Genomic DNA, 26,443 nt, shown 5'->3' on the forward strand with positions numbered 1-26,443 from the left:
CCGTCCTATATCGACCTGGCCATGCGGTACAGCCAGTACGAGCCGCCCGCCTGCAACACCGCCGCCGCCATCAGCATGTAGGCGCCGACGGGATCCCGCCACATGTTGACCAACAAGGACTCATGGAACAGCACGATGAACACCGCGATACCCGCAGGCAGCAGCGCCAGGATCCACGCGGACAGGCGCACCTCCGCCGACAGGGCCACCAGCTCCTGGCGCGCCTGCTCCAGGTCGCGCATGAACCCCGCCATGCGTTCCAGCACCTGATCGCTGCGCCCGCCGAAACGCATCGCCACGCTGACCACCGCCGCCACCAGGTAGAGCTCGTGCAGGCCGTATTGCTGCGACACCTGGCGTAACGACGCATCCAGGTCCTTGCCCGAGCGCGTCATGCCGTCGGCGCGTTCCAGCACTTCGCGCAAAGGCAGGTCGGTGTGGCCGGTAGCGGACTGGAACGCCGCGCCCAGGCTGTTGCCGATGGTGATCATGCGCACCATCGCATCCAGGAAACCCGGCATCTGCATGACCATGCGCCGATGCCTGCGCTCGGCCTTCAGCCACAGCAGGAAGAACCGGAAGGCCCAGGCAAAGAACGCCAGTGCGACCGCGGCCACGGGCCCCGCCAGCAACCACACGAACGCGGCGGGCAGCAATCCCCACAGGAACCAGGCGATGAAATAGGCCGCCGATGGGCTCACGCCCGCGCGCAGGAACAGGCTGGACCAATAGCCGCCCCGTGCGCGCCGATTGTGGAAGGCGGGAATGCGCGGCACGCCCGAGGCATCGCGTGCCGCGGGATCGACCAGGCGCGAGCTGATGAACCTCTCCGTTGCCGCCATGCGCGAGCGTTGGCGCGCGTGGCGCCAGAGCAGCAGCGCCCCCGCCAGCAGAAGCAGCGCGGCGCTGGCAAGCAGCAGCGGCAGGACCATCAGCGCCTCCTGCCCCAGAACCCGCCACCGCCGCCGCCGTCATCGGACGGCGCCCCGGCATTGCTGGCCCGCATCTCGTCACGGAACTTCGCCAGTTTCGGGGTATGTGGATGGATGCCCAGGCTGACCCAGCGATCCCGTTCCTCGCCCTCGGGCGTGCTCACCGTCTCGTGGCGGTACAGCTCCTGCGTGGCAATCACGTTGTCGCCCATGCCGGTGACCTCCGTGATGGACAGCACGCGCCGCTTGCCATTCGACAGCCGTCCCACCTGCACGATGAAATCCAGCGCGCTGGCGATCTGCCGGCGCAGGCTGTCCTCGCTGCCCTGGTAGCCCGCGAAGCCCGCCAGCATCTCGATGCGATACAGGCATTCGCGCGCCGAGTTGGCGTGGATGGTGGCCATCGAGCCCTCATGGCCCGTGTTCATCGCCTGCATCATGTCCATGACTTCGGCGCCCCGCACCTCGCCCACCACCACCCGGTCGGGGCGCATGCGCAGGCTGTTGCGGATGAGCTCGCGGATGGTGACCGCGCCGCCGCCATCGAAGCCGCCCTGGCGCGACTCCAGCCGCACCACGTGCGGATGGTTCAGCGACAGCTCGGCCGTATCCTCGATGGTGACGACACGTTCGCGCTCGGGCACGAAGAAAGCCAGGGCATTCAGCAGCGAGGTCTTGCCCGAGCTGGTGCCGCCCGACACCAGGATGTTGCAGCGCGCACGCACGGCCGCCCCCAGCAGCGCATAGATGCTCTCGTCGAAGGTGCCCAGGGTCAGCAGGTCGGCGGGCTTGAGCGGATCCTGGCGGAACTTGCGGATGGACACCATCGGCCCGTCCACCGCCAGCGGTTCGATCACGACATTCAGGCGGCCCCCATCAGGCAGGCGCGCGTCCACCATCGGGCAGGACTCGTCCAGCCGGCGCCCCAGCGGCGCCAGGATGCGGCGCACGATGCGCAGCACGTGCTGGTTGTCGCTGAAGCGCAGTTGCTCGCGCGCCAGCACGCCCGCGCGCGACACGAAGACATTGTCGTAGCCATTGATCAGTACGTCCTCCACCGCGGGATCCGACAGCAGGTCTTCCAATGGCCCCAGGCCCGCCAGTTCCTTGGTGAGCGACTCCGACACGAGCCGCATCTCGGCCTCGTTGATGGCCACCCGGCGCAAGCGCACGAAACCCGCCACCTCGATGTCGACGAACTCCTGGATGGCCGCGCGCGTCCAGCGGCCGAACTCCGCGCCCAGCTCCTCGATACGCGACAACAGGTGTTCATAGGCGGCGGTCTTGACCGACTGGAAACGATCGGAGTGGACGAAGGCATCGCCTTCGCGTGAATCGCCGAACTGCAAGGTTGCGGGAGGAGTCATGGTCGTCTGGCGCTTGGCGCGCCGCTCAGATGATGTTCATGCGCTTGTGCACGCCGGGCAGCCACGTCGCCATCCAGCTGCCGCGCCCGCTGCTGCCCGACGTTTCCTCGGCCAGCACCCGGTTGCCCAGGGCCTGGACCGCGCGCACATAGGCATCGCGCTCGGCGTCCTCGTGCAGCAGGCGGCCCTGGTTGGTGCACACCATGAGCTGCAGCGTGCGGTCGGGCAAGGTCCCCGCCAGCGGCAGGTTGAAACGTTCGGCGATCTGCGTCGCGGTCATGCCGTAACGCTCGTCGTAGCGGTTCACCACCAGTTGCAGACAGCCCGGGTCGACATGCTGGGACTCGAGTTCGCGCAACAGGCTGGCCAGCGACACCAGCGCGCCCACGCTCTGGTCGGTCACCACCCAGACCTCCTGCGCGGTACGCGCCAGGCCGGCCACGAACTCGGGGTTGGACAAGCCGCCCGCGTCGGTGATGAGCGCGCCGAAATGCTGCCGCAGGCGCTCGAACAGCAACAGGGAATCGGACAGGCTGATGGACCGCATGGCATCCATGTCGCGCGGCAGGCCCAGCACGCTGATGCCGCCGGTGGTGTGCGCCAGCGCGGTCCCCAGCAACGTGGGGTCCAGGCGGCGCAGGTTGCGCACGGCCTCGGCGAAATCGAACTCGCTATCCACGTTCAGGTACAACAGGCAATCACCCGCCGGCCAGCCCAGGTCCAGCATCGCCACGCGGTCGGACAGACGGGTCTCGGCCGGCGTGCGCGGCATGCGGCCGCCACGCGCGACGTTCGCGGCCAGCGTCAGACGCTCCTGCACCAGGCCCGCCAGATGCACGGCCAGCGTGCTGGTGCCCACGCCAGGACGCGCGCCCAGCAGCACGATGCCCCGATGGCCGCCCTGGCGGCTGGACTCGCGGCTGCCCGCGCCCAGTACGCGCTGCACCACATCGCGGATCTCGTACGGCGCCGAGCCAGGATCGATGAAATCCGTCACGCCCGCGCGCAGGGCCGCCACCGGCCCTTCGGCCTGGGCCAGGCTGCCCACGGCGATGCAGGGAAGTTGCGGCGCGATGCGTGCCAGCATGCGCGCCAAGTCGGCGGAACGCAGCAGCTTGCCGGGCTCGTCCTCATCCGGCGTGAAGTCCAGGAAGACCAGCCGTGGCGACAACTCCACCAGCCGAGGCGCCAGCCTGTCGATGGCAGGCAACTCCTGCGTCAGAAGGCCCAGTTCTCCCACGGCCTCGCCAAGCTGGGCAGCCACGCGGCTGTCCTTGGAGCAAAAGAGAAACATCGTCGATTTCTGCAGGGCCACGCCCTCTTTCAAATGGGGTTTCATGATCATTCCATCACCGTGAAAATCCAGGCATCTGCTGGCCGCTCAGCGGACCGAGCAGATAGCTACCCCAGGCATTGGTCGGCGTGTCGGCCACCTCTTGTCTCGCCCCCGGCATGGGCAGGTTCACGCCGCGCGCGATCGGCCTGATGAGACGAGGCGTGACGACGATCACGAGTTCACGCTCCTCTTGCGAGTAGCGCATGCTGCGAAAGAACGCGCCGATGATGGGCAGGTCGCCCAGGAACGGCAGCTTGTTGACGTTGGCGATGGTCTGGCGCGAGACCAGGCCGCTGATGATGAAGCTCTCGCCGTCGCCCAGCTCCACCGTGGTGTCCGCGCGGCGCGTCCGGATCGCGGGAATCAGCGTGACGTTGTTGTCGCCGTTGAATATCTGGATGCCGTTGGTCGGATCGAGCTCGCTCGCCTCGGGCGCCACCTTCAGCGCAATGCGTTCACGCGACAGCACCGTGGGCGTCACCGTGAGTCCGATGCCGAAAGGCTTGTAGGTCACGTTCTGCGTGCCCAGGCCGCCCGCTTGTGGAATGGGTATCTCGCCGCCTGCCAGGAAGCTTGCGCTCTGCCCGGAAAGCGCCACCAGCGTCGGTTCGGCAAGAATGCGCGCAAGGCCGTTGCTTTGCAGCAGTCCCAGGCGGGCCGAGAAATTGCTGCTGTCGAAGGTGGCCCTGAAGCCATCGGCGATGGCGCCGCTCAGCGTGGGCGAGGCCGCGCCCCAACTGCCCGTGCCGTCCGACGCGCGCCCGGCGAGAAAGCTCAGGCCCACGTCCTTGGCCACGCTTTGCGAAACCTCCACCACGCGCACTTCGACCTGCACCACGCCGCCAGGGCTCACCGTGGACGTGTCGACGATTTTCTCCTCGCCAGCGGCGGCCCGTGCCGCGCCCACTGCCGCGCGATGCTCGACCATCGACGCCGCGCTCCCGCTGATGATCGCGTGGTCCGCGGCATGGCCCACGTCGATGGCGTCCACCGCCCCGCGCTCGCGCAGGGCGTCGTGGACACGGCCCGCCACCCTCACCCGCCAGACCGTGGGCCGGGCGCTGCCCTGGGCCCAGACCTGGACACGCGTCGCGCCAGGCTTGTTGCCGATGATGAGGACTTGCGCGGGCGCCTCGCCCCGTGCCGGCAGCACCCGGACATCGGCCACGGTTTCGTCGCCCACGGCGACGCGCTGCGGCAGGCCTTGCACCGGCAAGGTCTGCTGGCCACGCACAGGCAACACGATTTCCCGTTCGGCGGGCGCCGCTGCCGCGCCCGCCTGCGCCAGCGCGGCCGGGGCGACGGTACTCAGCAGGATCAGAACGGCCGAACTGGCGATCAGGGTGGCGGTTGTTTTCTTCATCGCGGCGTATCGGTTCAGCATGTTGAGGAATCCGGAGCGTCAGGACATCATGGGTGGCGCGAAGGCATCAGTACGGCACGTTCTCGGAACGATTGCCGCGCAACACCTCGACGGAGCGGCCCACCGGCCGGGGTGCGCCGGCCGGCCTCGCCGCAACGGGCGCGGCACCGGCGATCCCGCCCAGGCCCGTGCCGGCATAGGCGCGGTTGGCAGGCTCGCTCAGGCGCTCCCGTGCGCTGGCGTCCAAGCCGGAGCGTGCCGACAACACCGCGGCCGGCTCCACGAACAAGGTGGGGTCCGTGCCGTCGGCATCGCCCGCCGGGCGCAGCACCAGCTGCAACCGGCCGTTGCGGCTTGCCAGGATCAGATCATTCACGTCGACCAGCGGCACGGCCAGCAGGGCAGTGCGCGGCGCGGCATTAGCCTGTTGCGCCGCCTGCCGGCCGGCAGCCTGCGGCTCGGCGCCGCCCAGCACGCGCTCGCCATAGGCCAGCACGCGCACGCGCGGCTGCAGCAGGCGCGACTGGGTCTGCTCGACTTCGCCGCCCTGGTTGAAGGTCATGAAGACATCCACCCAATCTCCCGGCCGCACACGCCCGGCGGCGCCCGTCACCTCATCGATCGGCACCGTCACCGCGCGCTCGCCTTCATGCAATTGCTCCTGCAGGCCGCGCAACAACGAGCTGGCCAGGACTGGCTCGCCCGGCGCCACGTCCAACCGCAGGAACTGGCCCCTTACCTGCCCGGGATCCGCGAACCCCGTGGCGGGCGCGACAGGCCACTGCACGACCTCGATGGCATCGGCGGGGATCGGCGCACCGGCCTCCAAGGCCTTCTTCGCCACGACCACCGGCACGCGCGCGGTGTCGGGTTGCGTCTGCGCAACCGGCGTCGGCGCCACCGGCTGGGGCGTGGTCGCCGGCCGGCTGGCCAGGAACCAGGCGAAGCCGCCCAGCAACACCGCGAAGACGACGAGAAGAATGGCAAGGATGCGTGTCATGCTGCTCATAGAAGGGCTTCCGGTTTCACCTGCACGACGGCCCTGCCCCAGACGGCATCAGGCATCCATCGCGACTCATCACCGCCCACCAGGGCGCCAACCTGCTGCAAGGCGCCGACCATCGGCCAGCGCGCAATATCGAAACTGACCACGATCGCCACGCAGTCCAGCGATGCCCCGGACCAGCCGCAGGACTGGCGGCGCGGCTCGCAGGACACCACCAGGAAACCCGCGGCCTGCGTGGCCCGCACGCAGCCCACCAAGGGGCTGACCGGTCCGGCCAGGCTGCCTTCGAACACGGCACGCGCACCCTCGCCCGCGGCAAAGGACACGCGCTGCTTGGCCCAGAACAAGGCGCCGTAGCTGACGACGGCGAAGAAAACAATGAAGAGCACCATCATCGTCAAGCCGAACTCGAGCGCGGCAACGCCACGCTGGTGGAAACGGGACAAGGCATTCGCGCTCATGTCGCGCCCTCCACGGGCATGACATCGGCCCCCAGCCGCACCTTGGCCTGAGCGGCAAGCTGCTCGGGCAGGAACAGCGCGCCCATGAGACCGAGGCTGATGTCCGGCACGAGCGGCGCCTGCCGGTAGGCATAGGAGACCCTGACCTCGATTTCGTCGCGGGCGGGCAAGTCCGCGCCGCAAGCCCCCTCGCCCGCAAGGAGGCCGGCATTGCCGCAGACGGCGATCCGCACGCCCTCCTGGCCAGCCATGTCTCGGATCCACTTCGCGTGATCCAGCGCCAAGGCATGCGCGAGCCGCGCGCGCTGCACCATGGCGGCGTCGCCCTGCTGCCAGCGCAGCGCGCCACGCGCGCCATCCTGCGCGGCGATGTTCAGCGCCTGCTGCGCGGTGAAGATCAGGCCGTAGGTCAGCACGGCGTACAACACGAAGAAAAAGGCCAGGAAAACCAGGCCGAATTCCACCGCATATGCGCCGCGCTGCCCTCCCTTCACGCCCGTCCCGTCGCCGAGAACCATAGCCAGAGCAGTGCGCCGCATACGAGGTGCGCCACATAGGGATGGACGCGGCGGCCCGGTGCGCGGTGCGCCCCCCTCAACACGGCCGACAAGGCATGCGCCAGTGCCAGCAACGTGCCCAACACCCAGGTGGCCGCCAGCCCCAAGGGTCCCAGCAGGAAGCCCAGCGCCGCCAGCGCCTTCACGTCGCCCGCGCCCATCTTTCCCATGCGCCAGAGCGGATAGGTCAGCATGCCCAAGGCGAACCCCAGTCCCGCCTGCGCGAAGTCCGCCGCCCCCGTGGGCGCGGCAGCCTGGCGCATGGCCCAGGTCGCCAGCCACGCCGACTGCGCGAGCAGGGCCGCCAACAACACCTTGTTGGAGACCTTTCTTTCGCGCCAGTCGCGCCAGCCAAGCGCCAGGCCCAGGCAGAGGAACAGCAGGTACCACAGGCTTGCTCCGTTCACGTCGGGGACTCGGGGAAGGACGCGCGGCGCCACCGGCGGTGCCTTGCGGCACCGCGGCAACCGCGCTCACATCCGGCGAAAGCGATCAGCCGCCGCCGCCACCGCCCGCGGGCGGCGTGGTCGGGGTCTCGGTCTTGACCTGGTCGCCCACGTCGGAAAGCTTCTCGCCGATGCCGGAGAAGATGTCGTTCAGGCCGCCGGAAAGCACGCCCAGGGCCGCGATGATGGCCACGGCGACCAGCCCCGCGATCAGGCCGTATTCGATGGCGGTGGCGCCTTCCTCGTCGCGCCAGAATTTCAGCAATTGCGCTTTCATGATTACCTCCCGAAGGATTGTGTGTGGCCGTCGGCATGCGCGTCGGGCCGGTACTGCGGACACAAAACACCTGCCGGCAAGCGCCGGCAGGCGCACTCAGGACCCCTGCTTGCTTGATTTCGTGTCAAGCAGGGCATCCATGCGAGCCGCAACCTGCTCGCGATATTCGGTGGAGGTGCGGTGAAGCAGCCAGCGCATCACGACGAGCGTGAGCGCGGACAGGACGAACACGACATAAGGAAGCGACGTGCCCCCCAGCAGCCAGGAAGCCTGCGTAGTGGTGGGCGTCGTGCAGATGATCGAGCCGGCAGCGGCGCCGGTGTAGTGCATGCCGCACACCGCACCCGCCATCACCAGCGCGGCGACCACGCGATGCCATTCCCGCTGCACGCTGAAGGCCAGCCACAAGGCGGCGCTGGCAGCAGCCACCGCGATCACGACCGAGGCAATCACCAGCGGTTCGCTCCAGGCAAAGACCGCGGGCATGCGCATGGCGGACATGCCGATGTAGTGCATGCCGGCCACGCCGACACCCGCCAGCACGCCCCCCGCCAGGCACCGTTGGGTGCCATAGCGGCCATGGCCGACATACCAGAGCGCGGCGCCCGCGAAGAACACGGCGACCAGGAAACTGAGGATGGTGAGGCTGATGTCGTAGCCCACCGCGAACGGAATGCGTTGGGCCAGCATGCCGATGAAATGCATGCCCCAGATCCCGATGCCACCCAAGGCCAGCGCGGCGACCAGGACGTAGCCCATGCTGACGGTGCCGGCGCCGCCCCCGATGCCCGGACGCCGGATACGCGCCGCCGCCAGCAGGGCGACGTAGGAGCCCAGTGCAGCGATCACAAACGACAACCCCACCAAGCCGGCGTTGAAGGCCAGCGGCACGATGTCCCCAGGGTTCATATCTTCTCCTCTGTGATGCAGCCCCAGTTCAGGCCAGCAGGACCCTTGATTCCGGCGAAGATACATTTGTTACTTTCAAGGCTTCATCGCATTGAATATCTCCCATACTAGTATCAACTATTTACAGCGACAAGAGATAAATCAATTACCTCCACTTTTGTCAAATTCGCTGCAACAAGAATATTGAACTTAAAATTTTCCTATGCGTTTCATAGCCTTATAAAAAATTGGCAGACTTGGGGATAGTCCGGTTGACAGTTTCAGGGGCAGCCCAGGATACTTACTGATGAAACAGAGATGGAAATATATTGATACATAACTTTCAGCAGGATTTTATTATCTAGACCTTGGGCGAACCCGCCCTCCCTCTTCCTGCGCGCCTTCCTGAACGAGTTGCCGCCCATGATGTTTTTCCGCATCACCCGCCCTGCCCTCGCAACATCCCTGGCCGGTGCGGCCTGGCTGGCAAGCGCGTTGCCGGCCTGGGGTCAAGGCGCCCTGCGCGGCAATCCGGTGGACGCATTGCCCCCCCTCGAAAGACCCGCCCCGACACAACCCGCCACCAGTCCCGTCATCGCGGTGCCCAGCCCCGAGGAGGAGGCCATCCGCCAGCGTCTGGCGCAACGCCTGGTTCCGCGGCACTTCGACGTGACGGGTGTGCGCACCCTTCCCTTCGACCAGGTGCAGGCCATCCTGCAACCGCAGGCGGGCAAGGAGACCACCATCGGCCAACTGGCGCAGGAGGTGAACAAGATCACCGCGCTGTACCAGGAAGCCGGGTACCCCCTGTCCTTCGCCCTGCTGCAGGACCAGACGTTCGCCAACGGCCTGGTCGTGGTGACGGTGGTGGAAGGCCACGTTGGCTCGGTGCGCATCGAGGGCGACCTGGGCAGCGCTGAAGACCGGTTGCGCACGTTGGCGCAGCCCCTGGTCGACCAGAAGCCGCTGACACGCGAACTGCTGGAGCGCCAGTTGAATCTGATGCGCGGTGTGCCTGGCGTCACGTTCACGCCCGCGCTCGACCTGCCCCGCCGGGCGGATGGGGCCAGCGAACTCGTCCTGACGGGCACGCACAAGCCCTTTGGCGTCAATGGCGGCGTGTCCGACCTGGGCACGGGCGTGCAAGGCTTGGTGAATATGAGCGCCAACAGCCTCACGCCGCTTGGAGAGCAGGTTCGCCTGACCGCGGCGGTGCCCGTGAACCAGGACGACGTGCGCTATTTCGCGGGCGACATCCGGGTGCCGGTGGGCAGCGATGGCCTGGCGGTCAAGGTGGACGGCTACACCTATCGCGCGCGGCCCGATGACCAGGCGCTGGAGTACCTGGGCTTCGACCGCAAGGTACGCAACCAGCGGATCGGCGTGGGCCTGAGCTATCCGCTGCTGCTCAACAACACACGCTCCCTGACCGTGAGCGGCGGGGTCTACGCCACGCAGTCGCGCGACATATACAACCGCGACATCGACGGGGCGCAGTTCGAGCAGGACGTGCGCGTGCGCGCCGCCACCACGCAACTGCACTACGTGGAAACCGGACAACGGCAGTCGCGCGACATCTCGCTATCGGTGTCACGCGGCTTCGACGCCGCGGGCGCGCGCCAGGGCATCACCTCGAACTTCGGCTTCACGGGCTCGCCCAACGTCGACCTGGACTTCACCCGCTGGAACCTGGAGGCCAAGCAATCCGTCATGCTGCCCGCCCAGTTCGGCGTCACGCTGTCGGGCGCCGCGCAGCACAGCAGCGACGTGCTGCCCAACACGGAACAGATCTCCTTCGGCAGTTGGCGCTATGCCATGGGCTATCCGCAAGGCGAACAAAGCGGCGACAAGGGGTTTGGCGTATCGCTGGAACTGAACCGGCGCTTCGCCATCGGCGCCACGTATCTGAGCGTCGTGCAGCCCTACATCATGGCCGACTACGCCCGCACCTGGTACAACGCGCAGTCGCTGCGCGTCTTCAACGATAGGCAACTCGTCTCGGCCGGCCTGGGGTTTCGCGTGACGGACGACCGCTACTACCTGTTCGACTTCAACGCGGCCAAGCCCATGGGGGAGCGTACGGTCAACGGCAATGATCGCGACTGGCGTTTCAACGCCAACTATTCGGTTTTCTACGACGCGTTCTGAGCTCGGCCCTCCTGCATGACGCCATCACGCGGCCCCATGGGCCGCGTTTTTCATGACGCTGCACGGCCTCCCAACGATGTTCCGCGCCCCCCTCAGGATCAGGGAAAACGCGAACCCCGCCCTCCCACGTTACGTAACGCGCCCACGTAACGTCGGCCGGAATCACCCGCCCATATGTAACTTTCGCAGTCTTCGCATGGTCGCAGACCCGGGGCCATCGCAGTCCGCAAGATGCCTTGAAACCCTTGTTAAACAAGGCTCTCCGGCCGATCAAGCGCTTCGTTTCGTGTTCAGGATGATCCGCATTTTTGCGTTGGCACGCTTTATGCGTAGGGAAGGTCATCAGGCGCATCGCCTGGCCTACCGACCCAAACAGATCTGGAGCACATCATGAAAACGATCCAAAGTTCGACGCTGCATCGCACACTGATCACCAGCCTCATCCTGGCCGCCATGCTGAGCCTTTCGGCCTGCGGCAGCAGTTCCGGCGGCCGCGGCGGTCTCGCCGGTGGTCCCGGCGGCGGCGGCGATAACGGCGGCGGCGGCGGTGGTGGTGGCGGTGGCGGTGGAGACAACGGGGTGGGGCCCATCACGCCTCCGACTGCTCAGGTGCTGGGCATGCTCGAGACCACGCTCGGCAATACGGGCAGCGCGGTGGACAACCTGATCAACACCGGCGCGGGCGAGGCCTTGGGCACGGTGGGCGCGGCGCTCGACACCACCGTCGAACCTCTGGTGTCGACCCTGATTGACACGACCCATACGCTGGGCGGCGCCACGGGCCTGGGCGCGCCTGTCCACGGCCTGCTGGCACAGGTCGGCGGCGCGGTGGCGGACGCGGGCGACACTCTCGGGCAGGCAGGCCTGCCGGGCACGCTGACTTCGGGAGTGGGCGGGCTGGTGAGCGGCCTGGGCAATGCCGTGGGCAGCGCGGGCGGCGTCCTCCATGTGGGCGCGAACGACCTCACGCCGCTGACCACGGTCCTGGGCCATGCCACGAATGGCGTCGGTGCATTGACGGACGCGCTGGGCAGCGAAGGAGGCCTGCTGCATCCGGTGACGTCGGTACTCAGCGGCGTGACTGGCGGGCTGCTGGCGGGCGAGGGCCAACCCATCCTGCAACCTGCGCTTTCCAACACGGGACAGGCGGTCGACAACCTTGCGCCGTTGGGCCTGAACGCCACGCTGGGCGGCGTGGGCGCGGCCGTCGACCCGATCGCGAGCCCCTTGGTCGGCACGGTCACCAACGTCACCCAAGGGCTGGGGACCAACACCGGCCTGGGCGTGCCCGTGGACAACCTGCTCAGTTCGGTGGGCGGCACCCTCGCCAATGCGGGCGGCACCCTGGACGGCACCGGTCTCCCGCTGGGCGTGGGCGGACTGGTGGCTGGCCTGGGCAACGCGCTGACCAGCACGGGAGGCCTGGTCAACCCCAACCCCGCCAACCCCAATCCGCTGGGCGCGGCGCTGGGCCATGCGACGGGCGGCGTCGCCTCGCTGACGGCAGGCCTTGGAACCGGCGTGCTGCCTGGGGCCGGGCAACAGGGCGGCCTGCTCTCCCCCGTCACCGGGCTGCTGGGCGGCTTGGGCGGTGGCAACGCCTCGGGAGGACTGCTTTCGCCCGTCACGGGACTGGTGGGCGGCCTCACCGGCGGCCTGGGCGGCACAGGCGCGGCCAACGGCGGCCTGCTTTCCCCCATCACCGGCGTGCTGGCAGGGGTGACGGGCAGCGTTGGCGGTGCCGCGGGCGGTGCGAATGGCGGCCTGCTTGCACCGGTGACCGGCCTGCTCGGCGGCGTGACCGGCGGTGTGGCGGGCGGCGCCAACGGCGGCCTGCTGGCCCCGGTCACGGGCTTGCTGGGTGGTGTCACTGGCGCCGTGGGCGGCGTCACGGTGGCCGGTTCCACGCCGGCAGGCAGCGTGTCGGCGGGCGTCAGTGCAGGCGGAGCCAGCACGGGCGGCGCGGTGGGCGGCGGCGCCTCGGGCGGCCTGCTGGCTCCCGTGACCGGCCTGCTCGGCGGCTTGCTGGGCGGCCTGGGTGGCGCGCAAGCCCGGTGAACGACAGGAAAAGGACGGAGAAAATCATGCTCGGACTGGATAAAACCGAATACACGTCCGGCCCGTCCCAGGTGGGCAGGTCGGTGCAGGAACCCTCCCGCGCCGACCTGTTCGACGACCTGGCGCAGATGCTGACGCGCCAGGTCGTCGTCTACACCGCCGTGAAGCACGCGGCGATGGCAGAGCGCCTGGACCTGCCGATGGACGATTTCCGTGCCCTGAAGCTGGTGATCGAATGCGAAACGCTGGCAACGGGACAACTGGCCCACATGCTTGGCATCAGCTCCGGCGGCGCCACGGCACTCATCAACCGGCTGGAGCAACGGGGCCTGGTGGTACGTGACCGCCATCCCCTGGACCGCCGCATCATCGTGATCCGGCCCGAAGCGCAAGCACGCGAGGCGGTGCTGGAAGTGGTCCAGTCGGTGTCGGATGAGCTGGCGATCATGTCGGTGCGCTACGACACGCCGGAACTGGAAACCGCCCGCCGCTTCATGGCCGACTGCGTGCGCATGTTCAAGCAGGACACGCAACGCTGGCTGGAAGGGCGGCCTGAACGCCACGGTAACTGACGGCGTGAAACCAGGGTCGGCACCTTGCCGGCCCGCTGCGTCGGCCCCGGAGAGATCCGGGGCTTTTTTTTGTCTGGCGATGAGCCCAGCCCGGTACCTCGCTGCACTGCGCCCAAGTCCGCTACGGCAGGTTCATCAATGACGGCCAGCTATTGGGAGATTGGCCGCCGGATCGTCGAAGCCGAGCAGAAAGGCAGGCGACGGGCCGGTTACGGCGAGCAGTTGATGGCGCGCTTGTCCGCCGACCTGACTGCACGATTTGGGCGTGGGTTCAGCCCGGACAACCTGCGTTGCCTGGTCATCATCGACCTGAAGCTGGGCAGCCTGACCCATGCTGATGTGGGGCAGATGCATAGGCACTGCAACGATGCCAAGGAGCATTGGGCCTACCCGGATGAGAATCCGCCGGTGGGCTTGATCCTGTGCGCAGACAAGGGCCATGCCCTGGCGCGGTATGCCCTGGATGGCTTGCCGACCAAGGTAATGGCGGCGAACTACCGGACGGTGTTGCCGGATGCCGAGTTGCTGCAAAAAGAACTTGAGAACACGCGGCGCCTGCTCGCATCTGGCGCAACGCTGTCTCTCAAGGACGACAAGCTGTCGTCAAGCCGAAGGCGCGGCGTGGTTTTTTCTACTCAGGCGCTTGCGCCCTCGCGCGCATAGTCATCGAGCGCACGGCGCAGCGTGCGCGGATGGACGGCATAGGACTCAGCCAGCTCGGAAAGCTCATGCTTGCCATCGCGCATGGCCTCCCAGGCCTTGCGGCACTGGTCGCGCGTCAGGCTCCGGCGGCGGCCAAGGTGCTTGCCATTGGCACGCGCCACCGCCATGCCCGCCTTGGTGCGCTCGCTGATCAGCGAGCGCTCGAACTGCGCCAGTGCGGCCATCATGTGGAAAAGCAGCATGCCGCCCGACGTCGTCGTGTCGATGTTTTCCTGCAGCGACACGAAGTGCACGCCTTTCTGCCCCAGCGTGTCGATGATGTCGACCAGATAGCGCAATGACCGGCCCAGGCGGTCCAGCCGCCACACGACCAACGTGTCGCCTGGCTTGAGCGCATCCATGACGGCATCCAGGCCTGGGCGGCTACGCGTGGCGCCCGAAATTCCTTTGTCGGTGTAGATGGGCTTGCAGCAGGCGCGACGCAGCGCGGCAGTCTGCAAATCCAGGTTTTGATCATCGGTGGAAACGCGCGCGTAACCGTACTTGCGTGCCATGGTGTCCTCTGCGGATTGCCTGCCGCGCATGGCGGGCGCGGGCAGGAAGCGATCTTCCTTGAAAAGGGATCCGGTACGCAGATGGAGAGGAAACCAAACGAGACATGCCCATCACTGCCGCGACACGGAGGTTGCCGCAAGGCGCGCATCATGGGCGTTACAGGCGGGCGGCGCTATTTTTACCGAGTGAGGGCATGCGCCTTGCAGATGAAGCCAACCAAGTGACGAATGTTGACAAAATGCCTCCTTTTTGTCAATAAATGAAACATTCCTTGCGCTTCCTCCCCCGCTCTCTGACGCCCGTCCCCCTGGTCCGGGCTGCAAGGACTTTGACAAATGGGAGGCCTTCTGTCGATGTTGACGCCCCGACCCAGACTCCTTCGCCCCCTGCCCCGCCGCGCGCCAAACCACGTGGCAACAGTGGCCGCAAGGCGTCCCCGCGCGCCATTCGCGCCATGCCCCGCGACTGCGCCGCCGAAGCCTCCCTCAATAGCCTGCTGGAACGCCGTCACGCGCCGCTCAGCTACCTGAGCGGCCCTGCGCCCTCAGCGCTCCAGTTCGCCCAGCTCCAGGCAAGCGTGGCGCAACGTGCCGCTGCCACGACGCTGCGGCTGGTGGAGTGCGACGCGCATCTGCGCGCCGTCCTGGACATCGTGCTGGCTCGGCACGCCTTGCGCGGCCACCATTTTCCCGTGCACAGCCCCCCCTCGACGTCCGAGAGGCATGCGCCGATGCTGCTCGCCCTGATGGCCACCATCGACTATCTAAGCGACGTCTCGCCGAAAGAGCAGGCCAAGCAGGCCGGTGCCGCGCTGACGGATCTGCTCATCGCGTCCCATCAATTGGGATATGACACGGCCGTGCAGGCGGGCCCCTGGTGCATGGACACCACCTTGCGAACGGAAATGGGATTGGCGGCCCGGGAGTTTCCCGCCGCCTTCGTCCATGTGGGACACCGCCAGGAGGCGGCGTTGCGCTGACGCGCAGGCTGGCGGCCGAGGCCACCGCAGCCGTGCCGGACGCTCGGATCCGGCACGGGGGCCATCAGCCGAACACCAGCCGAGGAACCGCCGCCAGCAATCGCCGCGCGATGTCGGACTGCGGCGCATGCAGTACCGCGTCGGCGCTGCCTGTCTCGACGATGCGCCCGCCATCCATCACCGCGATGCGGTCGGCCAGGTATTCCACCACGCCGAAGTTGTGCGTGATGAAAAGATAGGCGATGCCCGTGTCCGCCTGCAGGTCGCGCAGCAGGTCCAGGATCTGCGCCTGGACCGACACGTCCAACGCGGAAGTGGGCTCGTCCAGCACAAGCACGCGCGGCTCCACGGCCAGCGCGCGCGCGATGGCGATGCGCTGGCGCTGGCCGCCCGAGAACTCGTGGGGCCAGCGGGTGGCCGCATCGGCGGGCAGGCCGACGCGGTCCAGCAGCCTGGCCGCACGCGCGGCCCGGTCGGCCGCCTTCCACTCGGGACGCAGCGCCGCCATGCCCTCCTCCAGGATGTCACCCACACGCATGCGCGGATCGAGCGATGCGTAAGGGTCCTGGAACACGATCTGCACCGCGCGGCGCATCTCACGCAAGGCATGGCCGCTGGCGCCCAGCAGGTCGCGTCCGTCCAGCGCCGCACGGCCTTCGATGCGGGCCGCGCCGTCCAGCAGGCGCAGCAGGGCGCGGCCGGTGGTGGTCTTGCCGCAGCCCGATTCGCCCAGCAAGGCAAGCGTCTCGCCGGCGCGCAGGTCGAAGTCCAGGCCGTCCACGGCCCGCACGTGATCGACCGTGCGGCGCAGCAGTCCCTTGCGGATGGGGTAGTGCACTTTCAGGCCGCGCACCGACAGCACCGGCGCCGTGTCGGCCGCCACCGCCGGCGGCGTGGCGCCGCCGCGCGCCTTGCCCTGGACGGACAAAGGCTGCCCGCGCTTGGCATAGGTGGGAATGGCGTCGAACAGCTCGCGGGCGTAGGCGTGGCGCGGCGCGGCGAAGAACTGTTCGGCGGGCGCGGTTTCGACGATTTCACCGGCGCGCATCAGGGCCACGTCGTGCGCCACGTTGCGCACGACCGCCAGGTCGTGGGTGATCAACAGGATGCCCATGCCCAACTCACGCTGGATGTCCGCCAGCAGATCGAGCACCTGCGCCTGCACCGTCACGTCCAGCGCGGTGGTCGGCTCGTCCGCGATCAGCAGCGCGGGCTCGGCGGCCAAGGCGATGGCGATCATGACGCGCTGCTTCTGCCCACCCGAAAACTGGAAGGGATAGTCATCGATGCGGCGCCCGGGCTCGGGGATACCCACGCGCTGCAACCAGCCGATGGCTTTTTCCCGCGCCGCCGCGCCGCGCAGCGGCGTGTGCGTGACGATGGTCTCGATGATCTGGTCGCCCACGCGCAGCACCGGATTCAGGCTGGTGGACGGCTCCTGGAAGATGATGCCGATGCGCCCGCCACGCACGCGCCGCATGGCGCGCTCGGACAGGCCGTTCAGGTCTTCGCCTTCCAGCGCGATGCGGCCCTGTGCGATGCGCCCGGCGTCCGGCAGCAGGCGCAGCAGCGCCAGCGCGGTGATGCTCTTGCCGCAACCCGATTCGCCCACCAGGGCAAAGGTGCGGCCGTGCGCAATGGCCAGCGCAAGGGACTTCACCGCGCGGGTGATGCCTTGTTCACCGGCAATCTCCACGCCCAGGTCATCGACGCGAAGCAGCGTGTCGGGGCTTGTGTGTTCTGTGCGCACTGCGGCTGCATTCACTGCGGCTGCCTTCACTTCGGCTGTCTTCACGGCACTCATCGCGGCGCTCCCGTGGCGGCGGAGGCCGGCGCGGTCACGCCTTGCGCCGGCAGGGCGGCCACCGGCGCGCCCGGCAGGCCCCGGCCCGGGCGGCCGGCACGGAAGCGCCGGCTGCGCGGATCGAAGGCGTCACGCACGGCATCGGCGAACAGGTTGGCCGACAGCACCAGCGCCACCATGAAGACGAAGGCAGTCAGCAGGTTCCACCAGATCATCGGGTCACGCGACATTTCCAGGCGCGCCATGTCGATCATCGAACCAAAGGAATTCATCGTTGGATCCACCCCGATCCCCAGGTAGGACAGCACGGCTTCGTACAGCACCAGGCCCGAGAATTCAAGCACGGCGGTGATGAGCACGATGTGCATGACGTTGGGCAAGAGGTGCCGCAGCATGATGCGGGTGTGCGACACGCCGAAGGCACGCGCGGCCTGGACATATTCCAGCTCGCGCAATTTCAGCGCCTCGGCGCGCAGCAGCCGGCACAACCCTGCCCAGCCCGTCAGGCCCAGGATGGCGCACAGCAGGAACAGCCGCAGGTCCGCCCGCTCGGCCGAGGTCGGGAACTGGCCCGGGTTGTTGTCGATGTAGACCTGCATCATGAGCACGCAGGCCGCCACCAGCAGCACGCCAGGGATGGAGGTCAAGGTCGTATAGATGTATTGGATGACGTCGTCTACGCGGCCCTTGAAATAGCCCGCCGCAATGCCGAAGACCAACGCGGGCGGCAGCATGGCCAGCGTCGTGAGGCTGCCGATGATGAGCGCCGTGCGGATGCTCTTCAAGGCCTGCCACAGCACGTCGTTGCCGGTGCGGTCGGTGCCCAGCACGTGATAGCCCGAGGACAGTCCCGCCACCGCCCCCGCCAGCAGGCACAGGATGGCGAAGGTCAGCCACATGGCGCGCCAGGGCATCGCCGTATCGCCCGTGCGCAGCCGGGTCCAGGCGCCGCGCCAGCCATCGCGGCGCGACAGCCCGGCCAGCAGCACCAGGCCGCCAGCCAGCGCCAGCGCCGCGCCCCCCGCCAGCCCGCAGGCCAAGCGCATCGATACGTCGCGCGCCCAGCCGTCCTGGTCATCGCCCAGGTGCGCGCCGCCGAAACGCAGGCGCGGGAAGTCCCGCACGGGCGGACCGTCACCCTGAAGGGTTTCCTTGGTGAACTGGCGCGTGGCCAGCGGGGCGGAATAGGTTTTCTCCGCGCGCTGCAAGGTGGTGTATTCCAGCACGGCATCCAGCGCCGACTTCACGATGGGCGCGTAGGCGCGCGGCGCGCCGGCCGGCGCATCGGCAGCCGGCGGCAGCACGGGCCGGTAATGGATGGAGTCCAGCAACGCCACGCTGGCGAAGGCCGCCAGCACGACGGCGGCGCACATGGCGGGCACGTCGCGCGCGACACGTGCCCAGCTGGCGCGCAGGTTGGGCGAGCGGCGCACGCGCCAGGCATAGCACAACACCCCCGCCAACAGCAGGAACAGCGCGGCATCGGTCCAGAGCAGGATGAACATGGGCATGGCGCGTTACTCGAAGCGCACGCGCGGATCCGCGAGCGTGTAGGAAATGTCGGCCAGGATCAGCCCCACGATGTACAGGCCGGAGCCCAGGAACACCATGGCGCGCACGATCGAGAAATCCTGCGCGTTGATGGCGTCGATGGTGTAGCTGCCCAAGCCCGGAATGCCGAAGAAGGACTCGGCGATGAGGCTGCCCATGAAGAGCAGCGGAATGGCCGACACCGTGCCGGTCAGGATGGGCAGCATGGCATTGCGCATGACGTGCCGGAACAGCACCACGCGCTCGGCCAGGCCCTTGGCGCGCGCCGTGCGCACGTAGTCCTTGCCGCTCTCCTCCAGGAACAGCGCGCGATAGAAGCGCGCCTCGGGCCCAAGCCGGGAAATGATGGCGATGAGCACGGGCAGGGCCAGGAACTTCACCATGTCCAGCCCGCCCGCGAAGCCCGAATACGGCACCAGCCGCAACAGCTTGGCGAACATCCACTGGCCCGCGATGATGTAGAACAGCCCGGAAATGGACAGCAGGATCACGCACAGCACCACGCCCCAGAAATCCAGGCGCGTGGCGCGGAAGAACACCAGCGTCAGCGCGAACACCACGCTGGCGAACAGCCCCAGGGCGAAGCTGGGCAGGGCCAGCGCCAGGCTGGGTCCGATGCGGGAGCGGATCTCGCGGCCGATGTCGCGCCCGCCATCCGAGGCGCCGAAGTCGCCGCGCAGAAGCGGCAGCGAGCGCGTGGCGAAGATGGTGTCGGTCAGGCGCGCGCTGCCCTCGGCCTGGGTATTGAAGAAGAGCGGCTTGTCGTAGCCGCGCTCGACCTTCCACTTGTCGATGGCATCCTGGCTGATGCGCTGGCCCCCGATGGACAGGCGCGCCATGTCGTCCGGCGTGTTGACGGCGAAGAACAGCAGGAACGTGAAGAGGTTCACGCCGATGAGGATCAGCACGCCGTACAGCAGGCGGCGAATGATGTAGGCGCTCATGCTTTGTCGGCTCCGGATTGTTGCCGCCCGGCGGCATCGCCAAACGCGGTCTGGCGCTCACGGCGTTTCAGGGTGCGCCAGGCCGGCCAGATGGCCAGCGCCAGCAACAGCGCCAGCAGCGGCAGGGGCCACCACACGGGGGAATTCCATTCGGCCGTGCGCTGGGCCCGCAGGGCCGGGTCCACCTTCATGAACTGCAAGGTATTGCGCACCATCTGCGTCGGCTTGGCGTTGCCCACCCACTGGTGATACGCCCCGCCGGACTTCGGGAAGTAGCCGAACATCCACGGCGCATCGCGCTGGGTGATGGCGACCATCTTGTGGATCACGGCCTCTTTCTCGGGGCCATCGTCCAGGAAGCGCATCTGCTCGAACAGCGCATCGAACTCGGGACTGCGATAGTTGGCGGCGTTTTCGCCGCCGCCGTCTGCCTTGGCGTTGGGGCCGTAGAGCAGGAACAGGAAGTTCTCCGCGTCGGGATAGTCGGCGCCCCAGCCCCACAGGAAGATCTGCGCCACGCCGCGGCGCATCTTGTCCTGGAAACGGTTGTAGTCGGTGGAGCGCACGTCCAGCTGCACGCCCATCTGCGCCAGCTTGCGCCGCATCCAGTCGAACTGCGGGCTGGCGCCCATGCCGCCCATCGCATCGTAGTGCAGCACCAGCGGCGCGCCGGTCTTCTCGTCGCGCCCGCCCGGATAGCCCGCCTCGGCCAGCAGGCGCTTGGCCTCATCGATGGACTTGCGTACCGGCTGGCCGCCCTTCAGGTCGTAGACCTGGCGGTTCACACCCTCCGGGCCGCCCTGGTAGCCCAGCACGCCGGGCGGCACCGGCCCCTGGGCCACCTGGCCCTGGCTGTTCTCGAAGATGGCGACGTATTCTTCCCAGTCGAAGGCGATGCTGATGGCCTGGCGCAGCTTGCGGTTGCGTTCCTGCTGCTCGGGCGTGTCGCCCTGCCCCACCACCGGGTCCTTCCAGTTGAAGCCCATGTACCAGCTTGCCGTCGCCACCGTGGTCGGCAGTTGCAGGCCGCGCTGGGCATAGAGCTCGGCCTTTTCAGCCGAATCGCCCGAGGCCACCAGGAAAGCCACGCCGTACTCGCCACGCTCGACCTGGGGAATGTCGTAATAGCCCTGCAGGAACTTGCCCTGCAAGGGAATGGCTTCCTTCTCGATGCTGAAGACCACGCGGTCCAGGAAAGGCATGGGCTTGCCGCAATCGTCCAGCAGGCCCGCCTCGCGGTCGCCCGGTTCGCCTTCGCAGGGATACGGTTCGCCGCGGAAATTGGGGTTGCGCGCCAGCACGTGCCTTTCGTTCTGGCGCGACTCGGCCAGCATGAACGGCCCCGTGCCCACGGGCCAGGTGTTCAGCGACAGATTGCGTTCGGCCATGCCGGGCTGGCTGTAGAAGCGGTCGGCCTCCCAGGGAATGGGCGCCATGAAGGTCATGGCCAGCCAATACTTGAACTGCGGATACTTCCCGATCACGCGGATGCGCAAGGTGTGGTCGTCCAGGGCGCTGACGCCATCGAACCCGCCTTCGCGCAGGTCCAGCCACGGCAGGTCGCGCTGGCCCGCCGGCACGCCCTTGCGCAGTGCCGCATCGCGGGTGCGCAGCGCCTTGCCGTAATCGCCCATGCCCACGATGTGCTCGGCCATGACGCCATAGATGGGCGACACCACGCGCGGGCTGGCCAGGCGGCGGATCGCATAGACATAGTCGTGAGCGGTCAGTTCACGCGTGCCGGTGCGCTCGAAATCGGGAATGTCGTAGCGGCCCTCCAGGCCATCGGGCGGCAAGGGGTAATAGACATGGCCGCCCTGCTCGTCGCGCGCGAACACGGGATGCGGCTGGAACTGGATGCCGGGCCGGATGGGAATGTCGTAGACGCTTTCGGCGATCTGCTCGCCCGGCGCATCGTCGGGCAAGGGGTTGCCTTGCGCATCGACGTAGCGCGGCGTGGCCAGCGCCGCCGCCGCGCGCGGCACCAGTTCATAGGGCCGCTTCAGGTAGTGGTACCCATACAGCGGCTCGTAGATGTTGTAGGTATAGGGCGTCTCGTCGGAGGAATAGGAGCTGGCCGGATCGAGATACTTGGGCGAGCGCTGCGTGAAGGCCGAATAAAGCGTGTTCTCGCTTTCGGCGCCGCTCGGATAAGGGCTGTTGATGGGGGTATCCGGCGAGCAGCCGGCCAATGCCAGCACTGCCGCCCCAAGCCCCGCATACATTGCTTGCGTCCACCGCCGCATCCAGATTCCTCGTCCCGTCAATCGCCCCGGCGGGGCAAGCATATCGAACCCTAACACGCTGTCCTGCCCCGCAGGTTCAGCAATCGCCCCGTTGCCGGCACGCGTAACGCCACGCCCAGGGCTGCTCGGGCTTGGCATCGGCCCACAGTCCCCGCCGCGCGTCGCGCGCCGATTGCTCCAGGCCGATCAGCGCGCGATCGCGCAGGTGCTGGTCACGGCCCTGCCGGTTGGCCCAGGCCATGCCGCTTTCCACCATGCGCCGATTGACCGTCGGGCCGCCTGGCAGTTCCAGGTCGCAGATATCGCGATCGTATTGGTCTTTCTCGAAGCAGCGGGCGCGCACGTCGCGGCCTGCCACCATGTCCGACAAGGCACGCCGGGACGCCTGGGCATAAGGCTGGCCAGCCTTGCCGTCCTTGCCCGTCTCGGGCGCGTCGATGCTGGCCAGGCGGACGCGATGCCGTGCCCCGCCCACCTGCAGCGTGACGGTATCGCCGTCCGCGACAGTGCTGACCTTGCCTTGCAGGACATACTCGCCCGCGGGCGTCGTGGTGGCCGGGCGATCCTGCCCGGCCGGCGCGCGTGCGCCCGATTCGGGCAGCCAGCCCGGCGGCAGCAGCCAGGCCAGGCCCGCCAGGGCCAGCGCGCTCAGCAGGCCGACCAGCGCGCGGCGCGGCGCGCGCAGGATGCGGGACAGGTGGAAAGGCTGCGGACCGCGAGCGCCGCGAGGGCGCCGCCGCATCACAGCCAACCCGCCTTGCGAAAGCCGCGGTAGAGCGCACCGCAGATGCCGAACATCACCGCCATGACCACCGGATAGCCGAAGGTCCATTCCAGCTCCGGCATGACCTTGAAGTTCATGCCATAGACGCCGGCGATGGCCGTGGGCACGGCCAGGATGGCGGCCCAGGCCGCCAGGCGGCGGGTCGTGTCGGTCTGCTGGGCCTGGCCGATCATCAGCCCGGCCTCGAAGGCGAAAGCCAGCGCCTCGCGCAGGGAGTTGAAGAGTTCGTCCACGCGCAGCACGCGGTCGGCCACTTCACCGTAATAAGGCCGCGACTGCGCGTCGATGGGATGCATCTCGACGCGCGACAGGCGGCGGCAGATCTCGGCCAGCGGCGCGACCAGGGTGTGCGTGCGCAGCAGGTCACGGCGCAGGCGGTAGAGCTTGCGGATTTCCGTGTTGTTCAGGCCGCGCAGCATCAGCTTCTGCTCGACGGCCTCGACGCCCGCCTCGAATTGCCGCGCCGCCGCCACATAACGGTCGATCAGCAGGTCCAGCAATTCGGACGCCACGAAATCGGCGCCACGCGCCAGCTGGGCCGGCAGCTTCTCCAGCCGGCTGCGCACTTCGTGGTGGTTGGCCGTGGCGCCACGGCGCACGGTCAGGAGGAAATCATTGCCAATGAGGAGCTGTGTCTCGCCGAAGGCCGGGCGGTCTCCCGCCACTTCGACAGTGATGGCCACGACCAGCACCTCGGAGCCGAAATCCAGAATCTTGGGACGCCGGTGCGGCGCCTGCAGTTCCTCGATGACCTGGGGCGCCAGGCCAAGCTGGCCGGCGGCCAGCGCCAGGGTCTCGGGAGTGGGATCCTTCAGCCCGACCCACAGCAGGCCGTCGCGCCTGCCCAGGTGGGCGCCGAGTTCGGCGAGCGGCACCTCGACCTTGTCGCGGCCCTGGGTGTAGGCGGCCGAGGCGATGACTTCAGGCCCCGGGGCGGGCACCGGAGGCGCCATCGTGTCGGCGTCGGGCTCGGACAGCGCGTTCGCGGCGGCGTCGCGCAGGGATTCTGTTCGGGGCTTCGCAGCCATGCGTGTCTCCTGCCGCGCCAATCTCGGCAGCTCGCGGCCTGCCGGGGATGATAGCACCCGCTATCCGCGCAAATCCCCGGCTGGCGCGGGCTGGGCAAAAGCTGACCAAAAGCTGAATGGGTAATTTGCATAAGCTTACAAAATCGTTCGCCGCGGGCCTGCCTGTCGATATCTTGGCGTTACCGCCGCGTGGCAGCCTGCCGCCGGTTTACTTTCACCGGAGATGTCCATGTCCCTACGCAGACTGCTTGCCGCGCTGGCCACCGCCGCCGTCACCCTGTCGGCTGGCGCCGCTTCCGCGCAATCGAGCGCGTTCCTGGTCTCGACCGACTGGCTCGAGAAGAACCTCGACAATGCCAAGGTCCGCGTCGTCGAAGTCAGCGTCAATCCCGGCCTCTTCGAGCGCGGCCACATCCCGGGCGCCGTCAACGTGAACTGGCACACCGACCTGGTCGACGTCGTCAGCCGCGACATCGCCCCGCCCCCGCAATTCCAGGCGTTGCTGAAGAACGCCGGCATCAACCAGGACACCACCACCGTCCTGTACGGCGACAACAACAACTGGTTCGCCGCCTGGGGAGCGTGGATCTTCGACATCTACGGCATCGAGAACGTGAAGCTGCTGGACGGCGGCCGCAAGAAGTGGGAAGCCGAGAACCGCCCGCTCTCGCCCGTGGCCAAGATCCATGCCGCCGGCAACGCGCAGGTCAAGACCGCCAACGCCGCGCTGCGCGCCAAGCTGCCCGACGTGCTGGCCGTGGCCCGCAAGGAAAAGGACGCCGTGCTGGTGGACATCCGCTCGGCCGATGAATACAACGGCAAGGTGTTCGCGCCCAACGGCGTGCCGGAACTGGCGGTGCGCGCCGGCCACGTCCCGGGCGCGGTCAACGTGACCTGGAGCAAGCTGGTCGCCGAAGACGGCACCTTCAAGTCGGTCGATGAACTCAAGGCTATCTACCAGGCCGTGGGCGTTGACGGCAGCAAGCCGGTCATCACCTACTGCCGCATCGGCGAACGCTCCAGCCATTCTTGGTTCGCGCTGAAGAAGCTGCTGGGCTACGACGTGCGCAACTACGACGGCTCCTGGACCGAATACGGCAACAGCGTGGGCGCGCCCATCAGCAACCCGGCCGGCACCGTGTGGGGCAAGACCTAAGTGGCAGGCGCAATCCCTCTTGCGCCGCAACTGGCGGCCGCCCTGATCGTGGCGGCCGTTTTTGCGTTTGGCGCCCATCTCTCAGGCCTGCCCGGCGACGGCCGCGTGCTGGCCTTTTCCCTGCTCGCAGGCGCTGCCTTCGGCATCGTGCTGCAACGCTCGCGCTTCTGCTTCCTGTGCATCACGCGCGACTTCATCGATCAGCGCGACGCGCGTGGCCTGCTGGGACTGGTGGTTGCACTGGCGGTGGGCACCGCGGGCTATCACGCGCTCTTCGGCGCCTTCCTGCCCGTGCCCGCCGAACCGCGGCTGCCGCCTGGCGCGCACATCGGCCCGGTCAGCTGGGTGCTGGCGCTGGGCGCGCTGGTCTTCGGCGTCGGCATGGGCATCTCGGGGTCGTGCATCAGCGCCCACCTGTACCGCCTGGGCGAAGGCGCGCTGGCCTCGCCCTTCGCGCTGCTGGGCGCGGCCATCGGCTTCGTGCTGGGCTTCGCGTCGTGGAACACGCTGTATCTCGCCGCGGTGCAGCAGGCGCCCGTGCTGTGGCTGCCGCACCACCTGGGTTATGGCGGTTCGCTGCTGCTGCAACTGGGCTTGCTGGCGGCCATTGCCATCTGGCTGATACGCGCGCAACGCAAGCGGCATGGCGCGGCGCTGCCTGCGCAGGCGTCGTCTCCGGCGGAACAAGGCGACATCTGGCACGCCGTCCTGCGGGCACGGTGGCCCACCTATGTGGGTGGCATCCTGGTGGGTTCCGTTGCTGTCATCGCCTATCTTCGCGCCGCACCGCTGGGCGTGACCGCCGAACTGGGCAGCCTGGCCCGCACGGCCGCCGCCTCGCAAGGCTGGCTGCCCAGCCGCCTGCAAGGCCTGGACGCCTTCGCGGGCTGCGCCACCGTCATCAAGGAAACGCTCTGGTCGCGCAACGGCGTCTTCGTGCTGGCGCTCGTCGCGGGCGCCTGGGCATCCGCCCTGCTCGCCGGTGACTTCCGGCCCCGACGCCCCACGCTCTCCGAGGTCGGCCGCAACCTGGCGGGCGGCATCCTGATGGGCTGGGGCGGCATGATCGCCCTGGGCTGCACCGTCGGCACCCTGCTCTCCGGCATCATGGCCGGCGCCGTCTCCGGCTGGGTCTTCGCCCTCTTCTGCATCCCGGGCATCCTGGCCGGCCTGGCACTGCGCAAGCTGGGCGCACGACAAGCCAGGACCTAGCCGCAGAAGAAGCTCACACAGAGAAGAAGCTCAGCAAGCAGGGGCATCGCGGAGCCGGCTCTGCCGGTCCGCAGGTGCCGCCCCCCTGGGGGGGAGGCGCGCAAGCGCCT

The 26,443-nt window shown here is 68.0% G+C and carries 23 protein-coding genes and 2 pseudogenes; 8 read left to right on the forward strand and 17 right to left on the reverse strand.

Annotation, left to right across the window (positions count from 1 at the left end; genetic code table 11):
* Positions 1-5: 5 nt before the first annotated feature.
* The 10 genes from ODI_RS14710 to ODI_RS14755 form a co-directional block, all read right to left on the reverse strand.
* Positions 6-935: a type II secretion system F family protein gene (locus ODI_RS14710; RefSeq protein ID WP_098020915.1), complete on the reverse strand. Its 930-nt coding sequence runs from the start codon at positions 933-935 to the stop codon at positions 6-8.
* Positions 932-2,299, reverse strand: a complete 1,368-nt coding sequence (locus tag ODI_RS14715; RefSeq protein ID WP_067751826.1) for a CpaF family protein — start codon at positions 2,297-2,299, stop codon at positions 932-934. The genes ODI_RS14710 and ODI_RS14715 overlap by 4 nt, the downstream gene beginning before the upstream one ends.
* 25 nt (positions 2,300-2,324) lie before the next feature.
* Positions 2,325-3,638, reverse strand: a complete 1,314-nt coding sequence (locus ODI_RS14720; protein ID WP_067751993.1) for a pilus assembly protein CpaE — start codon at positions 3,636-3,638, stop codon at positions 2,325-2,327.
* A gap of 10 nt (positions 3,639-3,648) precedes the next feature.
* Entirely contained in the window at positions 3,649-4,998 is a 1,350-nt protein-coding gene (locus ODI_RS14725) for a type II and III secretion system protein family protein (RefSeq protein WP_082985246.1), read from the reverse strand.
* Between the two features lie 67 nt (positions 4,999-5,065).
* Complete coding sequence (gene cpaB / locus ODI_RS14730) at positions 5,066-5,998, reverse strand: Flp pilus assembly protein CpaB (protein ID WP_157929766.1); 933 nt, start codon at positions 5,996-5,998, stop codon at positions 5,066-5,068.
* Between the two features lie 5 nt (positions 5,999-6,003).
* Positions 6,004-6,465 carry a TadE/TadG family type IV pilus assembly protein gene (locus ODI_RS14735; protein WP_067751832.1) on the reverse strand — a complete coding sequence of 154 codons (462 nt, stop codon included), beginning with the start codon at positions 6,463-6,465 and terminating at the stop codon, positions 6,004-6,006.
* Complete coding sequence (locus ODI_RS14740) at positions 6,462-6,983, reverse strand: TadE/TadG family type IV pilus assembly protein (RefSeq protein WP_082985234.1); 522 nt, start codon at positions 6,981-6,983, stop codon at positions 6,462-6,464. Before ODI_RS14740 ends, ODI_RS14735 begins: the two co-directional genes overlap by 4 nt.
* On the reverse strand, positions 6,956-7,429 hold the full coding sequence (locus tag ODI_RS14745; RefSeq protein ID WP_067751835.1) for a prepilin peptidase: 474 nt from the start codon (positions 7,427-7,429) through the stop codon (positions 6,956-6,958). Before ODI_RS14745 ends, ODI_RS14740 begins: the two co-directional genes overlap by 28 nt.
* A gap of 85 nt (positions 7,430-7,514) precedes the next feature.
* Entirely contained in the window at positions 7,515-7,745 is a 231-nt protein-coding gene (locus ODI_RS14750; protein ID WP_067751838.1) for a Flp family type IVb pilin, read from the reverse strand.
* A 96-nt stretch (positions 7,746-7,841) separates the two neighbouring features.
* Positions 7,842-8,654, reverse strand: a complete 813-nt coding sequence (locus ODI_RS14755; RefSeq protein WP_067751841.1) for an MHYT domain-containing protein — start codon at positions 8,652-8,654, stop codon at positions 7,842-7,844.
* Between the two features lie 402 nt (positions 8,655-9,056).
* On the opposite strand from ODI_RS14755, the gene ODI_RS14760 reads away from it, so the two are divergent.
* The 5 genes and pseudogenes from ODI_RS14760 to ODI_RS14775 all read left to right on the forward strand — a co-directional run.
* Entirely contained in the window at positions 9,057-10,781 is a 1,725-nt protein-coding gene (locus ODI_RS14760) for a ShlB/FhaC/HecB family hemolysin secretion/activation protein (RefSeq protein WP_231968062.1), read from the forward strand.
* A gap of 390 nt (positions 10,782-11,171) precedes the next feature.
* Entirely contained in the window at positions 11,172-12,839 is a 1,668-nt protein-coding gene (locus tag ODI_RS14765; RefSeq protein WP_067751844.1) for a collagen-like triple helix repeat-containing protein, read from the forward strand.
* 26 nt (positions 12,840-12,865) lie between these two features.
* Positions 12,866-13,411, forward strand: a complete 546-nt coding sequence (locus tag ODI_RS14770) for a MarR family winged helix-turn-helix transcriptional regulator (RefSeq protein WP_067751847.1) — start codon at positions 12,866-12,868, stop codon at positions 13,409-13,411.
* A 138-nt stretch (positions 13,412-13,549) separates the two neighbouring features.
* Positions 13,550-13,693, forward strand: a pseudogene (locus ODI_RS22745) (DUF1016 N-terminal domain-containing protein); the annotation flags it as partial.
* 3 nt (positions 13,694-13,696) lie between these two features.
* A pseudogene (locus tag ODI_RS14775) lies at positions 13,697-14,074 on the forward strand (PDDEXK nuclease domain-containing protein); the annotation flags it as partial.
* On the opposite strand, the gene ODI_RS14780 reads toward ODI_RS14775, so the two are convergent.
* Entirely contained in the window at positions 14,047-14,628 is a 582-nt protein-coding gene (locus tag ODI_RS14780) for a recombinase family protein (RefSeq protein ID WP_067752010.1), read from the reverse strand. The pseudogene ODI_RS14775 and the gene ODI_RS14780 overlap by 28 nt on opposite strands.
* A 455-nt stretch (positions 14,629-15,083) precedes the next feature.
* Between ODI_RS14780 and ODI_RS14785 the strand changes: the two genes are divergently transcribed.
* Positions 15,084-15,608, forward strand: coding sequence for a nitroreductase family protein (locus tag ODI_RS14785; RefSeq protein WP_067751853.1), 525 nt, complete (start codon positions 15,084-15,086; stop codon positions 15,606-15,608).
* Positions 15,609-15,672: 64 nt separating this feature from the next.
* On the opposite strand, the gene ODI_RS14790 is transcribed toward ODI_RS14785, so the two are convergent.
* The 6 genes from ODI_RS14790 to ODI_RS14815 all read right to left on the reverse strand — a co-directional run bounded on the left by ODI_RS14790 (position 15,673) and on the right by ODI_RS14815 (position 23,890).
* On the reverse strand, positions 15,673-17,358 hold the full coding sequence (locus ODI_RS14790) for an ABC transporter ATP-binding protein (RefSeq protein WP_067752011.1): 1,686 nt from the start codon (positions 17,356-17,358) through the stop codon (positions 15,673-15,675).
* Between the two features lie 50 nt (positions 17,359-17,408).
* Positions 17,409-18,923 (reverse strand): ABC transporter permease, encoded by a 1,515-nt coding sequence (locus ODI_RS14795; RefSeq protein WP_067751856.1) that lies wholly within the window; start codon positions 18,921-18,923, stop codon positions 17,409-17,411.
* A 6-nt stretch (positions 18,924-18,929) separates the two neighbouring features.
* The gene (locus ODI_RS14800; protein WP_067751860.1) at positions 18,930-19,907 is read right to left on the reverse strand and encodes an ABC transporter permease; all 978 of its coding nucleotides are present in this window, start codon (positions 19,905-19,907) and stop codon (positions 18,930-18,932) included.
* Positions 19,904-22,153, reverse strand: coding sequence for an ABC transporter substrate-binding protein (locus ODI_RS14805; RefSeq protein ID WP_067751863.1), 2,250 nt, complete (start codon positions 22,151-22,153; stop codon positions 19,904-19,906). Before ODI_RS14805 ends, ODI_RS14800 begins: the two co-directional genes overlap by 4 nt.
* 76 nt (positions 22,154-22,229) lie before the next feature.
* On the reverse strand, positions 22,230-22,895 hold the full coding sequence (locus ODI_RS14810; protein ID WP_082985237.1) for a thermonuclease family protein: 666 nt from the start codon (positions 22,893-22,895) through the stop codon (positions 22,230-22,232).
* Positions 22,895-23,890: a magnesium and cobalt transport protein CorA gene (locus ODI_RS14815; protein WP_067752017.1), complete on the reverse strand. Its 996-nt coding sequence runs from the start codon at positions 23,888-23,890 to the stop codon at positions 22,895-22,897. The genes ODI_RS14810 and ODI_RS14815 overlap by 1 nt, the downstream gene beginning before the upstream one ends.
* A 304-nt stretch (positions 23,891-24,194) precedes the next feature.
* Between ODI_RS14815 and ODI_RS14820 the strand changes: the two genes are divergently transcribed.
* Together ODI_RS14820 and ODI_RS14825 are read left to right on the forward strand one after the other, a co-directional pair.
* A complete protein-coding gene (locus ODI_RS14820; RefSeq protein WP_067751866.1) occupies positions 24,195-25,121 on the forward strand; it encodes a sulfurtransferase in 927 nt (308 codons plus the stop codon).
* A complete protein-coding gene (locus ODI_RS14825; protein ID WP_067751869.1) occupies positions 25,122-26,333 on the forward strand; it encodes a YeeE/YedE family protein in 1,212 nt (403 codons plus the stop codon).
* The last annotated feature ends 110 nt before the right edge of the window (positions 26,334-26,443 follow it).

The sequence above is a fragment of the Orrella dioscoreae genome, from assembly GCF_900089455.2.
Lineage (GTDB): Bacteria > Pseudomonadota > Gammaproteobacteria > Burkholderiales > Burkholderiaceae_B > Orrella > Orrella dioscoreae.

Excerpts from the sequence above, each read along its gene's own strand:
- ODI_RS14815 (WP_067752017.1), bottom strand. The coding sequence starts at position 23,890 with ATGGCGCCTCCGGTGCCCGCCCCGGGGCCTGAAGTCATCGCCTCGGCC.
- ODI_RS14715 (WP_067751826.1), bottom strand. The coding sequence starts at position 2,299 with ATGACTCCTCCCGCAACCTTGCAGTTCGGCGATTCACGCGAAGGCGAT.
- ODI_RS14820 (WP_067751866.1), top strand. The coding sequence starts at position 24,195 with ATGTCCCTACGCAGACTGCTTGCCGCGCTGGCCACCGCCGCCGTCACC.
- ODI_RS14770 (WP_067751847.1), top strand. The coding sequence starts at position 12,866 with ATGCTCGGACTGGATAAAACCGAATACACGTCCGGCCCGTCCCAGGTG.
- cpaB (WP_157929766.1), bottom strand. The coding sequence starts at position 5,998 with ATGACACGCATCCTTGCCATTCTTCTCGTCGTCTTCGCGGTGTTGCTG.
- ODI_RS14785 (WP_067751853.1), top strand. The coding sequence starts at position 15,084 with ATGCCCCGCGACTGCGCCGCCGAAGCCTCCCTCAATAGCCTGCTGGAA.
- ODI_RS14795 (WP_067751856.1), bottom strand. The coding sequence starts at position 18,923 with ATGCCCATGTTCATCCTGCTCTGGACCGATGCCGCGCTGTTCCTGCTG.
- ODI_RS14760 (WP_231968062.1), top strand. The coding sequence starts at position 9,057 with ATGATGTTTTTCCGCATCACCCGCCCTGCCCTCGCAACATCCCTGGCC.
- ODI_RS14750 (WP_067751838.1), bottom strand. The coding sequence starts at position 7,745 with ATGAAAGCGCAATTGCTGAAATTCTGGCGCGACGAGGAAGGCGCCACC.
- ODI_RS14725 (WP_082985246.1), bottom strand. The coding sequence starts at position 4,998 with ATGAAGAAAACAACCGCCACCCTGATCGCCAGTTCGGCCGTTCTGATC.
- ODI_RS14735 (WP_067751832.1), bottom strand. The coding sequence starts at position 6,465 with ATGAGCGCGAATGCCTTGTCCCGTTTCCACCAGCGTGGCGTTGCCGCG.
- ODI_RS14805 (WP_067751863.1), bottom strand. The coding sequence starts at position 22,153 with ATGCGGCGGTGGACGCAAGCAATGTATGCGGGGCTTGGGGCGGCAGTG.
- ODI_RS14755 (WP_067751841.1), bottom strand. The coding sequence starts at position 8,654 with ATGAACCCTGGGGACATCGTGCCGCTGGCCTTCAACGCCGGCTTGGTG.
- ODI_RS14780 (WP_067752010.1), bottom strand. The coding sequence starts at position 14,628 with ATGGCACGCAAGTACGGTTACGCGCGCGTTTCCACCGATGATCAAAAC.
- ODI_RS14800 (WP_067751860.1), bottom strand. The coding sequence starts at position 19,907 with ATGAGCGCCTACATCATTCGCCGCCTGCTGTACGGCGTGCTGATCCTC.
- ODI_RS14810 (WP_082985237.1), bottom strand. The coding sequence starts at position 22,895 with ATGCGGCGGCGCCCTCGCGGCGCTCGCGGTCCGCAGCCTTTCCACCTG.
- ODI_RS14720 (WP_067751993.1), bottom strand. The coding sequence starts at position 3,638 with ATGAAACCCCATTTGAAAGAGGGCGTGGCCCTGCAGAAATCGACGATG.
- ODI_RS14765 (WP_067751844.1), top strand. The coding sequence starts at position 11,172 with ATGAAAACGATCCAAAGTTCGACGCTGCATCGCACACTGATCACCAGC.
- ODI_RS14740 (WP_082985234.1), bottom strand. The coding sequence starts at position 6,983 with ATGGTTCTCGGCGACGGGACGGGCGTGAAGGGAGGGCAGCGCGGCGCA.